The following is a 13,123-nucleotide window of genomic DNA, read 5'->3' as shown; positions in this document are numbered from 1 at the left end:
CTTCTTGCGGGCCCATTCCTTTTGCCTCACGATGAAAAAAACACTCGCCCGTTGGCTCGACAGCGATGTCGGCTACAGCTTTCGCACATCGCCCGTGGCCATTGGCGCGGCGCTGATCGCGCTGGTCTGCGTGGTCTGCGCGGTGTTCGCCGGATGGGTGTCGCCGCACAACCCCTTCGACCTCGCCACCCTCGAGCTCAGCGACGCGCGCCTGCCGCCCGCATGGAGCGCCGAAGGTTCGTCCAAGTACCTGCTGGGCACCGATGACCAGGGCCGCGACATTCTCTCGGCCGTCATCTACGGCGCACGCATCTCGCTGATCGTCGGCCTGGTGTCGGTGGTGCTGTCGGTGGCGGTCGGCGTGGTGCTGGGCCTGCTCGCCGGCTTCTTCGGCGGCTGGCTCGACTCGTTCCTCATGCGCGTGTGCGACGTGATGCTGTCGTTTCCGCCCATCCTGGTGGCGCTGCTCATTGCCGGCGTCGGCCGCGCGCTCTTTCCCGGCGCGCACGAGTCGCTCGCCTTCGGCGTGCTGATCATTTCCATCTCGCTGACCGGCTGGGTGCAGTATGCGCGCACGGTGCGCGGCTCCACGCTGGTGGAGCGCAACAAGGAATACGTGCAGGCCGCGCGCGTCACCGGCGTGGCGCCTATGCGCATCATGCTGCGCCACGTGCTGCCCAACGTGATGGGGCCGGTGATGGTGCTGGCCACGATCCAGGTGGCCACGGCCATCATCACCGAGGCCACGCTGTCGTTCCTCGGCGTGGGCGTGCCGCCGACTTCGCCTTCGCTGGGCACGCTCATCAGCATCGGCAATCAGTACCTGTTCTCGGGTGAATGGTGGATCACGGTGTTTCCGGGCCTGATGCTGGTGCTGATCGCACTCAGCGTGAACCTGCTCGGCGACTGGCTGCGCGACGCGCTCAACCCTCGTCTGCGCTGAAGAGAAAGATAAGGAGAACGCCACCATGACGCTGCTCCAGGTCAAAGACCTCGTCGTCGAATTCCCGCACCGCCGCGGCACGCTGCGCGCGCTCGACCGCATTTCATTCGACATCGCGCCCGGCGAAATCCTCGGCGTGGTGGGCGAATCGGGCGCTGGCAAGTCGCTCACCGGCGCGGCCATCATCGGCCTGCTCGAACCGCCGGGCCGTGTGGCCGGTGGCGAGATCCTGCTGGAGGGCCAGCGCATCGACAACCTCGGCTTCGACGCGATGCGGCCCATTCGCGGCCGCAAGATCGGCGCGATCTTCCAGGACCCGCTGACTTCGCTGAACCCGCTCTACACCGTGGGCCGGCAGCTGATAGAAACCATTCGCGCGCACCTGCCCGTGACCGAGAGCGAAGCGCGCAAGCGGGCCATCGGCCTGCTGCAGGACACCGGCATTCCCGCCGCCGAGCAGCGCATCGACCACTTCCCGCACCAGTTCTCGGGTGGCATGCGGCAGCGCGTGGTGATCGCATTGGCGCTTGCGGCTGAGCCGAAGCTGATCGTGGCCGACGAGCCGACCACCGCGCTCGACGTGTCGATCCAGGCGCAGATCATTCAACTGCTCAAGCAGGTCTGCAAGGACCGCGGCGCAGCGGTGATGCTGATTACGCACGACATGGGCGTGATCGCCGAAACCTGCGACCGCGTGGCCGTGATGTATGCCGGCCGCATTGCCGAAATCGGCCCGGTGCACGAAGTGATCCACCAGCCTGCGCACCCCTACACCTCGGGCCTGATGGCATCGATTCCCGACATGACGAGCGACCGCGAGAGGCTCAACCAGATCGACGGTGCAATGCCGCGGCTCAACGCTATTCCCACGGGCTGTGCCTATAACCCGCGTTGCCCACGCACCTTTGCGCGCTGCCTCGTCGAGCGACCCGAGCTCATGCACGCCGGTGCCACGCGCGCTGCCTGCTGGCTGCACGATGCCGCCGATCCGCATGCCGGCCAGGCCGAGATCGCGGCAAGGCATCACGACGCACTGGCGGCCGGCGAACGCGCCACGCCCGAAGCGGCCGAACCTATCGTGGAGGTGACGCGATGAGCGAACCGCTCGTGGTCGCACACGACCTCGCCCGCACCTTCGACGTCTCGCCGCCCTGGCTCAACCGCGTGCTCGAACGCAAGCCGCGCGTGCTGCTGCACGCGGTCGACGGCGTGAGCTTTTCCATCGAGCGCGGCAAGACGCTGGCGCTGGTGGGCGAATCGGGCTGCGGCAAGAGCACCGTGGCGCGCCTGCTGGTGGGCCTGTATGCGCCCACGCGCGGCGGCCTGCAGTTCGACGGACAGGACGCGCACGCCGCGTTCAAGACCCCCGAGGGCCGCAAGCTGCGCCGCCGCATCCAGATGATCTTCCAGGACCCCTACGCGAGCCTGAACCCACGCTGGATCGTGGAAGACATCATCGGCGAGCCGCTGCGCGAGCACGGCATCATCAGCGACAAGGCCGCGCTGCGCGAGCGCGTGGGCGAACTGCTCAAGTCGGTCGGCCTCTCGCCGCTGGACATGAGCAAGTACCCGCACCAGTTCTCGGGCGGCCAGCGCCAGCGTATCTCGATTGCGCGCGCGCTCGCCACGCAGCCCGAGTTCCTGGTGTGCGACGAGCCTACCTCGGCGCTCGACGTGAGCGTGCAGGCTCAGGTGCTCAACATCATGAAGGACCTGCAGCGCGAGCAGGGCCTGACCTATCTCTTCATCTCGCACAACCTCGCCGTGGTGCGCCATGTGGCCGACCAGGTCGGCGTGATGTACCTGGGCCGGCTGGTCGAGGTGGCCGACAAGCAGAAGCTGTTCTCGGCGCCGCAGCATCCATACACCCGCATGCTGCTCGATGCCATTCCGCAGATGAAGCACACGGGGCGCCAGCGCACGCCGGTGCAGGGCGAAGTGCCGAACCCGCTGAACCCGCCCACGGGCTGCGCCTTTCATCCGCGCTGCCCGCATGCCAATGCGCGCTGCTCGGCGGAGCGGCCGAAGCTGCTGAGCATCAAGGGCGTGCAAGTCGCTTGCCATGCGGCCGAGGAGGGCCGCATCTAGCACGGCCGCTTAATCCGGGTCGGCGCCGCGTGTTCGGCTTCAGGTCTATAACTCCTTGGTGCTTTCGTAAAAATCACACCAAGGAGAACAGCACATGTGGGCCTTGCTCTTGTTGCCCTTCATCGGGCTTCTGTGGCTGCCGTTCTACAACAGCCCCTTGCCGGAGCTGTTCGGCTTTCCCTTCTTCTACTGGTACCAGCTGCTGTGGGTGCCGATCACCGCGCTGCTGATCTGGATCGTCTACCGCAGCGGGTATGAAGAGGGAGACGAATGATGGGCGGCCAGATCAACTGGACCGCGCTGTCGGTCTTCGTCTTCTTCTTCGTGCTGGTCACCGTGATGGGCTTCTGGGCCTCGCGCTGGCAGAGCGGCGGCGCCAAGGGCAAGGGCGCGCACCTCGACGAGTGGGGCCTGGGCGGGCGCAACTTCGGCACCTGGATCACCTGGTTCCTGGTGGGCGGCGACTTCTACACCGCCTACACGGTGATCGCCGTGCCCGCGCTGGTGTACGCCGTGGGTGCCTACGGCTTCTTCGCGCTGCCGTACACCATCCTCGTGTACCCGATCGTCTTCATCATCATGCCGAAGCTCTGGCATGCCGCGCACAAGGCCGGGCACGTGACTGCCGCCGACGTGGTGTACGGGCGCTACGGCTCGCGCGCGCTGGAGCTGGCCATTGCCGTGACCGGCGTGGTCGCGACCATGCCCTACATCGCGCTGCAACTGGTCGGCATGGAGGTGGTCATCAAGGCACTGGGCCTCACGGGCGAGCTGCCGCTGGCGGCGGCCTTCGTGATCCTGGCGCTCTACACCTATTCGGCGGGGCTGCGCGCGCCGGCGCTCATCGCGTTCGTGAAGGACCTGATGATCTACATCGTGGTGCTGGTGGCCGTGGTGCTTGTGCCCATGAAGCTCGGCGGCTACGGCAGCGTGTTCCACGCGGCCGGCGATGCCTTCGCGGCCAAGGGCGGCGCGACGGGGCTCACGCTCAAGCCGGCGCAGTACCTGCCGTACGCGAGCCTGGCGCTGGGCTCGGCGCTTGCGGCCTTCATGTACCCGCACACGCTCACCGGCATCTTCGCGGCCAAGAGCGCCAACACCATCCGCAAGAACGCCGTCTTCCTGCCGGCGTACACGGTGCTGCTGGGGCTCATCGCGCTGCTGGGCTACATGGCCTATGCAGCCCATCTCACGGTGAAGAGCAACAACGACGTGGTGCCGGCGCTCTTCAATGCGCTGTTCCCGTCGTGGTTCGCTGGCTTCGCGTTCGCGGCCATTGCCATCGGCGCGCTGGTGCCGGCGGCGGTGATGTCGATCGGCGCGGCCAACCTGTTCACGCGCAATTTCTGGAAGGCCTATGTGCGGCCCGACGTCACGCCGGCGGGCGAGGCCAAGGTCGCGAAGATCGTGTCGCTGGTGGTCAAGCTGGGGGCGCTGGTGTTCATCCTGTTCCTGCCCACGCAGTTCGCGCTCGACCTGCAACTGCTGGGCGGCCTGTGGATCCTGCAGACCTTCCCGGCGGTGGTGTTCGGCCTGTTCTTCGGCTGGTTCCGCGCACCGGCGCTGCTGGCGGGCTGGGCCGTGGGGCTGCTCGGCGGCAGCTGGCTGGCGTTCTCGGACGGCATCAAGCCGGTGCACACCTTCGTGATCGGCGATGGCAGCTACACGCTCTACACCGGGCTGGCGGCGCTGGTGTTGAACATCGTGGTCGCGGTGGTGGTGCAACTCGTGGTCAAGGGAGCGCCGCTGCGCGAGGCGCCTGTGCTCGCGAGGAAGTAGGGCGGAACCATCGATCTTCGAAAAAGTGTGCGCAAAGGCACCGCCTTGCGCCGGAAACTGTTGCAGAGTGCCGCCATGCCAATGACGACAACGCTTGCAACCTCCGAACTGGGCCGCCGCGGCTTCCTGATGGGCACTGCCCTTGGCGCGACCGCGGTGCTGGCCTCGCTGGCTTGCAGTGTGCAAGCTGCCGACGCACCTGCTGGTGGAGCTTCTCGCCGCATGCCGGTGATCTTCATCGGCCACGGCTCGCCGATGAACGCCATCAGCGACAACGCCTTCACGCGCCGGCTGTCGGCATGGGGCCGCGAGTTGCCCCGGCCGTCGGCCATCCTCAGCGTGTCGGCGCACTGGCTCAGCCGCGGCGCCACCGGTGTCGGCATGCAGGCGAAGCCGAAGACGATCCACGACTTCGGCGGCTTCCCGCAGGCGCTGTTCGACATCGAATACCCGGCGCCGGGTCACCCCGCGCTTGCCCAGGAGACCGTCGGCGTGGTGAAGCAGACGCCGGTGATCGCCACCGAGCAATGGGGCCTCGACCACGGCACGTGGTCGGTGCTGAAGCACCTGTACCCCAAGGCCGACATTCCCGTGTTCCAGCTCAGCATCGACTACGACAAGCCGGCCGCCTTCCACTACGCGGTGGGCCGCGACCTTGCCGCGCTGCGCGACAAGGGCGTGCTGGTGATGGGCAGCGGCAACGTGGTGCACAACCTGCGCGCCACCGACCGCGGAACGCCCGACGGGCCCAGCGCAAGCCGGCCATGGGCACAGTCGTTCGACGATGCGGTGAAGTCTGCACTTGCGGGCCGCGACGACCGCGCACTGGTCGACTACGCGAAGCTGGAAGGCGCATCGACCGCCGTGGCGATGCCCGATCACTACTACCCGTTTCTCTACGCCCTCGGCGCCGCCGGGAGCGGCGAGCGCGCGAAGACAATCTACGAGGGATTCCAGTCGGGCACGCTCAGCATGCGTTGCCTGCAGTTCGGCTGAGCGCGACCGAAGCGGGCGTTACTGCTCTTCGCCCCAGGCGAAGCCGTCGCGCGCAATCATCGCGCTGGACGCGCTCGGGCCCCAGGTGCCAGCCGCATAGGGGCGCGGGCCGCCGTCCGATTCCCAGCTGTCGATCAGCGGCTCGACCCAGCGCCATGCTTCTTCCTGCTCGTCGCTGCGCACGAACAGGTTCAGGCGGCCGTCGATCACGTCAAGCAGCAGGCGCTCGTAGGCGCCCACGCGTTCGGCGCCGAAGCGCTTGTCGAAGTCGAGGTCGAGCTGCACCGGCGCCAGCTGCGCGGCCGCGCTCTGGTTGCCGTTGGTGCGCTGCCGGTTGTCCTGCGCCTGCGCGAGCATGTGAAGCTCCAGCCCGTCCTTGGGCTGCAGGTTGATCACCAGCTTGTTGACGTTGCCCGCCGGTGCCCGGTAGATGGCATGCGGCGTGGGCCTGAAGTTGACCTCGATGCGCGCGTCGCGCGAAGCCAGCCGCTTGCCGGTGCGGATGTAGAAGGGCACGCCGGCCCAGCGCCAGTTGGCGATTTCGGTGCGCAGCGCCACGAAGGTCTCGGTGCGGCTGTCCGGGTTCACGCCCGGCTCGTCGCGGTAGCCCTGCACCCGCTCGCCGTAGGCCGTGCCGGCCGTGTACTGGCCGCGCACCGTGTGCAGGCCCAGGCTCTCGGGCGTCCAGGGCTTGAGGGCGCGCAGCACCTTGAGCTTTTCGTCGCGGATGGCGTCGGCGTGCGAGTTGATCGGCGGCTCCATGGCCACGGCGCACAGCAGCTGCAGCGCGTGGTTCTGCACCATGTCGCGCAGTGCGCCGGTCTGGTCGTAGAACGCGCCGCGCTTTTCCACGCCCAGGTCTTCGGCAATGGTGATCTGGATGTTGGAGATGTGCTCGCGGCGCCAGATGGGCTCGAACAGCGCATTGCCGAAGCGCATGGCGAACAGGTTCTGCACCGAAGGCTTGCCGAGGTAGTGGTCGATGCGAAAGACCTGCTTTTCTTCGAGCACCTTGCCAACGGCGGAGTTGATGGCGCGGTTGGAAGCCAGGTCGTGGCCCAGCGGTTTCTCAAGCACGATGCGGGTCCTGGAGCCATTGAGACCGGCCGCCGCGATCTGCTCGACCACCTGGGTGAAGAGCGCGGGCGCCGTGGCCACGTACATCACTACCGTCTTGGCGTCGCGCTGGTTGAGCAGGCTCGCCAGGCGGGCATAGTCGTCGGGCTTCGAGAGGTCCATGCGCAGGTAGTGCAGCATGGAGGCGAACTTCTCGAATTCCTCCGGTGAAGGCCGCTTGGCGCCTTCGACCGCCTTGAAGCGCGACTGGATCAGCTCCCGGTACTGGTCGTCCGACAGGTCGTCCCGCGCCACGCCGACGATGCGGCCGTCAGGTGGCAGACTGCCGTGCCGGAATGCCTGGAACAGCGCGGGCATCAGCTTGCGCCACGCGAGATCGCCAGTACCGCCGAACAGAACGAGATCGAAGCTCATGAGAAAACTTTCCTTTGTCTGAGTGCCGAGGCAGGCTGCATGCGTCGCTGATGCGACATGCGCCAGTCGCGATGGTACTTGTACCGATTCGAGAGACCTGTACTAAAGCTACGCTGCCCCATGGCCGCGAGGCCTTTTTTTATTGCACAGAGGTGGAGGGACCCAATGAAGAGCAAGATTCTCACCGCAGCCGTGCTGCTCGGCCTGTCGGCCGCCGCGTCGGCCCAGACCGTCAACGTGATCTGCTCGGTCCAGGCCGAGTGGTGCAACGTGATTTCCACCGTCTATGCCCGAACCACCGGCGTGCGCATCAACATGGCGCTCAAGGGCTCGGGCGAGGCGCTGGCCCAGCTGATTGCCGAGAAGGACAACCCCAAGACCGACATCTGGTTCGGCGGCACCGGCGACCCGCACCTGCAGGCGGCCGAGCAGGGTCTCACGCTCGAATACAAGTCGCCCACGCTGTCGCAGCTGCACCCCTGGGCCCAGCAGCAAGCCAAGCAGTCGGGCTACAAGACGGTCGGCATCTATTCGGGCCCGCTGGGCTTCGGCTACAACCCCGAGTTGCTGGCCAAGAAGAAGCTGCCCGTGCCCAAGACCTGGGCCGACCTGCTCAAGCCCGAATACAAGGGCGACATCCAGGTGGCCAACCCCGCATCGAGCGGCACGGCCTACACCATGATCGCCACGCTGGTGCAGATGATGGGCGAGGACAAGGCCTTCGACTACCTCAAGGCGCTGCACAAGAACGTGGGCCAGTACACCCGCTCCGGTACCGGCCCGATCAAGGCGGTGGCACGCGGCGAAACCGCGATCTCCATCAGCTTCGTGCACGACGGCCCTGGCGAGAAGATGCAGGGCTTTCCGGTCGAGACCATCACGCCGAGTGATGGCACGGGCGCCGAAATCGGCTCCATGAGCATCATCAAGGGCGCGCGCAACCTCGACGCCGCCAAGAAGTTCTACGAATGGGCACTGACGCCCGCCGCGCAGGAGCTGGGCGCTGCCAACAAGCAGTTCCAGTTGCCGAGCAACATCAACGCCAAGCTCGACCCGCGCATCCCGGACTTCAAGAAGATCAAGTTCATCAACTACGACTACGCCAAGTACGGTGCCAGCGCCGAGCGCCGCCGCCTGATTGCGCGCTGGGAAAAAGACGTCAATTCGCTGCCGCGCTAAGTGGAAGCGCGTTCAGTCGCTGAAGGCGCGCCGGTCAATCCGGCGTCGCTGGCTGCCATCCGGCGCTCGCGGCGCTGGATCTGGGCGTGGGTCGTGCTGGGCTTTGCGGCGTACCTGCTGCTGCCCTGGTATGCGATCCAGGATGCCACCTGGTACGAGGCCGTTCCGCAGGTCTTCGGTCAGGCGGAGGGTGCCAACGGCCTCATGCAGGCGGCTACGCAGGGCCGCAGCTGGCTCTTCATCGGCCTTGCGGGGCTGGTGATGTGCGCCGTGGGCGCGTGGCTGCCAGCAGGCCGTGCGCAGGGGCGCTGGCTGCTGGCGGGCGGCGCGATCGGTGCCATCGGGCTTGCCGTCACGGGCTTTGCCATCGGCGCGCGGGGCTGGAGCTTTGCGGCGCTCAACGCACAGTTCGGCGAGCTGGCCATCAACCAGTTCGGCATCGGCGCGGGCGGCTTCGTGGCACTCACCGCGCTCGTGTTGCTGGCGGCCTTCGGGATTGCGCGGCTGGGCCTCTTCAAGGGCGACCTGTTCGTGTCTGCCGCGGTCATCGGCTGCGGCGTGTTGATGGCGCTGTTCATCGCCTACCCGGTGAGCAAGGCGTTGTCCGGTGCGTTCTTCAATGAGGACGGGCAGTGGTCGATCACCGCGTTCGTCGCGCGCGTGTTCACCGAGCGCATCTGGGGCCTTGGCTGCCTCTCCGGCGGCGTGCGCTGCGGCGTGGCGTGGAACACGCTGGTGCTGGCCCTGCTCACGGCGGTCGGCACCACCTTCCTCGGCACGCTGATGGCGCTGATGGCCGAGCGCGGCAGCAAGCGCGGGCAGGGCGCGCTGCGGGTGCTGGCGCTGCTGCCGATCATCACGCCGCCCTTCGTGGTGGGCCTCGGCTTGATCCTGCTGTTCGGCCGCGCCGGCATCGTCAACCAGGTGCTGGAGAACGTGTTCGGCATCGAGCCCACGCGCTGGTTCTACGGCATGCCGGGTGTGCTGGTGGCGCAGCTGTTCGCGTTCACGCCCATCGCCTTCATGATCATGCGCGGCGTGGTGCAGGGCATTGCGCCCAGCCTCGAGGAAGCCGCGCAAATGCTGCGCGCCGACCGCCGCCGCACCTTCTTCACCATCACGCTGCCGCTCTTGAAGCCGGGGCTGGCCAACGCCTTCCTGGTGGGCTTCATCGAGAGCATTGCCGACTTCGGCAACCCGGTGGTGGTGGGCGGGCAGTTCTCGGTGCTGTCGACCGACATCTTCTTTGCCATCGTCGGCGCGCAGTACGACCAGGGCCGCGCGGCCTCGCTGGCCTGGGTGCTCACGCTGTTCGCGCTCGGCGTGTTCGCGCTGCAGCGCGGCGTGCTGGGCAAGCAGAACTACACCACCGTGAGCGGCAAGGGCGACGCCGGCATCGCGATGGCGCTGCCCGACGGCGTGCGCCGCACCATCTACTGCATCGCCTTGCCTTGGATCGCGTTCACCGCCGTGGTGTACCTGTTCGCCTTCGCGGGCGGCTTCGTGCAGACCTGGGGACGCGACTACAGCTTCACGCTGAACCACTTCAAGAGTGCCTTTGCGCTCGAGTGGGGGCAGTTCGGGCTGGTGTGGGCCGGCACCGCGTGGAACTCGCTGATCACCACGCTCAAGCTGGCGGGCATCTCGGCGCCCATTACCGCGGCGCTGGGCCTGCTGATTGCATGGCTGCTGGCGCGCAACGAGTTCAGGGGGCAGGGGCTGTTCGAGTTCGGCGCGCTGCTGGCCTTTGCGATTCCGGGCACGGTGCTGGGCGTGAGCTACATCCTGGCTTTCAACGTGCCGCCTTTCGAGCTCACGGGCACGGGGCTCATCATCGTGCTGTGCTTCATGTTCCGGAACCTGCCGGTGGGCGTGCGGGCCGGCACGGCGGCCTTCAAGCAGCTCGACCGCTCGCTCGACGAGGCTTCGCTGATGCTGCGCGCCTCGACCTCGCAGACGCTCTTCAAGGTGGTGCTGCCGCTGCTCAAGCCCGCGCTGGTGGCCGCGCTGGTCTACAGCTTCGTGCGCGCCATGACGACGGTGAGCGCGGTGATCTTCCTGGTCACGGCGGAGAACGAGTTGGCCACCACCTACATCATCGGCCGCGTCGGCAACGGCGACTATGGCATCGCGCTGGCGTACTGCACGGTGCTCATGATCCTGATGTCGCTGGCCATTGCGCTGGTGCAGTGGGTGGTTGGGGAGCGCAAGCTTGGGCGGCGCAAGGCGGGTGTGCCGGTCGTGCCCGCGCCCGTGCATTGAAACGAGAGAAGAATCCATGAGCAACGGCATCGAATTCCGCAACGTCACCAAGCGCTACGGCGCGGACAAGAACGCGCCGCTGGCCGTCAAGGGCATCAGCTTCGAAGTGCCGGTGGGCACGCTCACCACCATCCTCGGGCCCTCGGGCTGCGGCAAGACGACCACGCTGCGGATGATCGCGGGGCTCGAATCGCCGACCGCGGGCTCGATCTTCATGGGCGGGCGAGACGTCACCACGCTCGGCCCGGCCGAGCGCAACGTCAGCATGATGTTCCAGAGCTACGCGCTGTTCCCGCACATGAACGTGATCGAGAACGTGAGCTACGGCCTGCGCATGAGCGGTGTGAAGAAAGACGAGGCCACGTCGCGGGCGCGCGAGGCACTGCGGGGCGTGGGGCTGGTCGGCTTCGACGAGCGGCTGCCCAGCGAGCTTTCGGGCGGCCAGCAGCAGCGCGTGGCACTGGCGCGTGCGCTGGTGCTCGAACCGGCGGTGCTGCTGTTCGACGAGCCGCTGTCGAACCTCGATGCCCGGCTGCGCCGCGAGATGCGCGAGGAAATCCGCTCGCTGCAGCAGCGGCTGAAGCTCACGGTGGCCTACGTCACGCACGACCAGAGCGAGGCGCTGGCCGTGAGCGACCAGATCATCGTGATGGACCACGGCGTGATTGCCCAGCGCGGCACGCCCGAGCAACTCTACGGGCGGCCCGAGAGCGAGTTCGTCGCCGGTTTCATGGGCGAGGCGATGGTGTTTCCCGCCACGGCGCAAGCCGACGGCAGCGTGGCGCTCGGCCCGCTGCGCCTGCAGCCGCGCTATGCGGTGGCGCCCGGCACGGTGAAGGTGGCGGTGCGGCCCGAAGCCTGGCAGATCGGCGCCAGCGGCGCGGCGGACGGCCTTCCGGCCACGCTGCGCAAGGCCGCCTACCTTGGCAGCTTCTACGAATACGGCTTCGACACCACACTGGGGCCGGTCTTCGTGGTGTCGACCGACCTGTCCCGGCCGCTGGCAGTCGGCGCGCAGGCCACGCTGTCCCTGGGAGCCCATGGCGTGAGCGTGGTGCCCGGCGCATGAAACAATGGCGCCATGAACGTGGTTTTCGACTTGGGCGCCGTGCTTTTCGCATGGGAGCCCACACGGCTGGTACAGGCCCATCTCTCCCAACACGCACCCACTGAAGCCGCCGCGGCCGCCTTGGGCAGGGCGCTTTTCCATCACGACGACTGGACGGGTTTCGACTGCGGCACCCGCACGCTGGACGACGCCATCGCCCGCATGACGGCGCGGCTTTCGCTGCCGGCCGAGCCGCTTCACACCATGCTCGAAGGGCTGGGCGAGCGGCTGGAGCCCATCGGCGTCACAGTCGACATGCTCGAACAGCTGATCGCCCACCGCGAAGCCGGCCAGCCGTTGCGCCTGTACTACCTGTCGAACATGCCCGCGCCGTACGCCCGCGCCATCGAGCGCAAGCACGCCTTCATGCAGCGCTTCGACGGCGGCGTGTTCTCGGGAGACGTGAAGTTCCTCAAGCCCGAACGCGAGATCTACGAAGTGCTGGCGATGCGCTACCGCCTCGACCCGGCACAGACCGTGTTCATCGACGATTCGGCCGCCAACGTGGAGGCGGCGCGTGCCTTCGGCTGGCACGCCATTCATTGCACCGCGCCGGCCGTGCTGCCGTCGCAGCTGCAGCGCTACCTGCCGGTGAGTACCACCTTGTCGGTGTCGAACCCCAGGCTGCGGGCGTAGTCCAGTTCCGCGCGCAGCACGGCCTCGTCGAGGCGTGGCGCGCGCGACAGCACCCACAGGTATTGGCGGTCGGGCGTGCCGACCAGCGACACCTGATAGTCGCGGTCGAGCTTCAGGATCCAGTAGTCGCCCCAGACCATCGGTAGCCAGCCGAGCCACGCTGGCGCAAATCGCACCTGGAGGCGCCCTGCGCCAGGCTGGCCTGCCACCGGCACCACGCGGGCAGCGCCGACGGCCTCGTCGAAGTTGCCGTCTTCCCGCACGCAGCGATTGAGCACCTGCACGGCACCCCCAGGCTGCGGGGTGTATTCGGCGACCACGGGGCCGGCGCATTGTTTCTGGAAGCGGTTCGGCAGGCGGGCCTGCTCGTGCCAGATGCCCGCATAGCGCTGCAGATCGACCGGCGCCACCACCTGCAGCGGCGCGCGCATCAGCGGTGCGCCGTCAGCCGGGCCGGCCGGCCGGGCGCGTGCGGTGCGCGCCGCGTCCATGGCGAACCAGGTGGCCACGCCGCCCACGACGAAGGCCGTGGCCATTGCGCCGATCGCGTTGCTGGTGCGGCGGTCGTCGAAAGGCCGGACGGTGGTGGCGTCGGCGCGCGTGCGAGGGGTCATGAGGCACTCCTGAGGGATGAAGACATT

General features: G+C 67.4%; 12 protein-coding genes. 10 read left to right on the top strand and 2 right to left on the bottom strand.

Annotated features, from left to right (window positions below; translation table 11 throughout):
* Positions 1-31: 31 nt before the first annotated feature.
* The 6 genes from AC07O3_RS13475 (at position 32) to ygiD (ending at position 5,806) form a co-directional block, all read left to right on the top strand.
* On the top strand, positions 32-943 hold the full coding sequence (locus AC07O3_RS13475) for an ABC transporter permease (RefSeq protein WP_495339530.1): 912 nt from the start codon (positions 32-34) through the stop codon (positions 941-943).
* A 25-nt stretch (positions 944-968) separates the two neighbouring features.
* The gene (locus tag AC07O3_RS13470; protein WP_093075957.1) at positions 969-2,039 is read left to right on the top strand and encodes an ABC transporter ATP-binding protein; all 1,071 of its coding nucleotides are present in this window, start codon (positions 969-971) and stop codon (positions 2,037-2,039) included.
* The gene (locus tag AC07O3_RS13465) at positions 2,036-3,031 is read left to right on the top strand and encodes an ABC transporter ATP-binding protein (protein WP_495339529.1); all 996 of its coding nucleotides are present in this window, start codon (positions 2,036-2,038) and stop codon (positions 3,029-3,031) included. Before AC07O3_RS13470 ends, AC07O3_RS13465 begins: the two co-directional genes overlap by 4 nt.
* Before the next feature lie 94 nt (positions 3,032-3,125).
* Positions 3,126-3,305 (top strand): DUF3311 domain-containing protein, encoded by a 180-nt coding sequence (locus AC07O3_RS13460; RefSeq protein WP_093075954.1) that lies wholly within the window; start codon positions 3,126-3,128, stop codon positions 3,303-3,305.
* Positions 3,305-4,810, top strand: coding sequence for a monocarboxylate uptake permease MctP (mctP, locus tag AC07O3_RS13455; RefSeq protein WP_093050277.1), 1,506 nt, complete (start codon positions 3,305-3,307; stop codon positions 4,808-4,810). Before AC07O3_RS13460 ends, mctP begins: the two co-directional genes overlap by 1 nt.
* Positions 4,811-4,885: 75 nt before the next feature.
* Complete coding sequence (ygiD, locus tag AC07O3_RS13450) at positions 4,886-5,806, top strand: 4,5-DOPA-extradiol-dioxygenase (RefSeq protein ID WP_495339528.1); 921 nt, start codon at positions 4,886-4,888, stop codon at positions 5,804-5,806.
* An 18-nt stretch (positions 5,807-5,824) separates the two neighbouring features.
* Here ygiD and zwf read toward each other — a convergent pair whose 3' ends face one another.
* Positions 5,825-7,297, bottom strand: a complete 1,473-nt coding sequence (gene zwf / locus AC07O3_RS13445; protein ID WP_093048351.1) for a glucose-6-phosphate dehydrogenase — start codon at positions 7,295-7,297, stop codon at positions 5,825-5,827.
* Positions 7,298-7,462: 165 nt separating this feature from the next.
* Here zwf and AC07O3_RS13440 point away from each other — a divergent pair, with 165 nt between their 5' ends.
* The 4 genes from AC07O3_RS13440 to AC07O3_RS13425 are packed head-to-tail and all read left to right on the top strand — an operon-like array spanning position 7,463 to position 12,482.
* A complete protein-coding gene (locus AC07O3_RS13440; protein WP_093048353.1) occupies positions 7,463-8,476 on the top strand; it encodes an ABC transporter substrate-binding protein in 1,014 nt (337 codons plus the stop codon).
* Positions 8,477-10,738 carry an ABC transporter permease gene (locus AC07O3_RS13435; RefSeq protein WP_495339527.1) on the top strand — a complete coding sequence of 754 codons (2,262 nt, stop codon included), beginning with the start codon at positions 8,477-8,479 and terminating at the stop codon, positions 10,736-10,738.
* 16 nt (positions 10,739-10,754) lie between these two features.
* Positions 10,755-11,807 (top strand): ABC transporter ATP-binding protein, encoded by a 1,053-nt coding sequence (locus tag AC07O3_RS13430; RefSeq protein ID WP_495339526.1) that lies wholly within the window; start codon positions 10,755-10,757, stop codon positions 11,805-11,807.
* 12 nt (positions 11,808-11,819) lie between these two features.
* A complete protein-coding gene (locus tag AC07O3_RS13425) occupies positions 11,820-12,482 on the top strand; it encodes an HAD family hydrolase (RefSeq protein ID WP_093048360.1) in 663 nt (220 codons plus the stop codon).
* Here the strand turns inward: AC07O3_RS13425 and AC07O3_RS13420 are convergent.
* Positions 12,428-13,096 carry a lipocalin family protein gene (locus AC07O3_RS13420; protein ID WP_093048363.1) on the bottom strand — a complete coding sequence of 223 codons (669 nt, stop codon included), beginning with the start codon at positions 13,094-13,096 and terminating at the stop codon, positions 12,428-12,430. The two genes, AC07O3_RS13425 and AC07O3_RS13420, sit on opposite strands and share 55 nt — an antisense overlap.
* Positions 13,097-13,123 lie beyond the last annotated feature (27 nt).

The sequence above is a fragment of the Variovorax sp. GW821-FHT09D05 genome, from assembly GCF_059416325.1.
The sequence above is the reverse complement of the archived record's forward strand: the minus strand, read 5'-3'. Positions and strand labels throughout refer to the sequence as shown.

Coding starts and splice junctions, on each gene's coding strand:
- ygiD (WP_495339528.1), top strand. CDS start 4,886: ATGCCAATGACGACAACGCTTGCAACCTCCGAACTGGGCCGCCGCGGC.
- AC07O3_RS13465 (WP_495339529.1), top strand. CDS start 2,036: ATGAGCGAACCGCTCGTGGTCGCACACGACCTCGCCCGCACCTTCGAC.
- zwf (WP_093048351.1), bottom strand. CDS start 7,297: ATGAGCTTCGATCTCGTTCTGTTCGGCGGTACTGGCGATCTCGCGTGG.
- AC07O3_RS13470 (WP_093075957.1), top strand. CDS start 969: ATGACGCTGCTCCAGGTCAAAGACCTCGTCGTCGAATTCCCGCACCGC.
- AC07O3_RS13475 (WP_495339530.1), top strand. CDS start 32: ATGAAAAAAACACTCGCCCGTTGGCTCGACAGCGATGTCGGCTACAGC.
- AC07O3_RS13460 (WP_093075954.1), top strand. CDS start 3,126: ATGTGGGCCTTGCTCTTGTTGCCCTTCATCGGGCTTCTGTGGCTGCCG.
- AC07O3_RS13420 (WP_093048363.1), bottom strand. CDS start 13,096: ATGACCCCTCGCACGCGCGCCGACGCCACCACCGTCCGGCCTTTCGAC.
- AC07O3_RS13425 (WP_093048360.1), top strand. CDS start 11,820: ATGAACGTGGTTTTCGACTTGGGCGCCGTGCTTTTCGCATGGGAGCCC.
- mctP (WP_093050277.1), top strand. CDS start 3,305: ATGGGCGGCCAGATCAACTGGACCGCGCTGTCGGTCTTCGTCTTCTTC.
- AC07O3_RS13430 (WP_495339526.1), top strand. CDS start 10,755: ATGAGCAACGGCATCGAATTCCGCAACGTCACCAAGCGCTACGGCGCG.
- AC07O3_RS13440 (WP_093048353.1), top strand. CDS start 7,463: ATGAAGAGCAAGATTCTCACCGCAGCCGTGCTGCTCGGCCTGTCGGCC.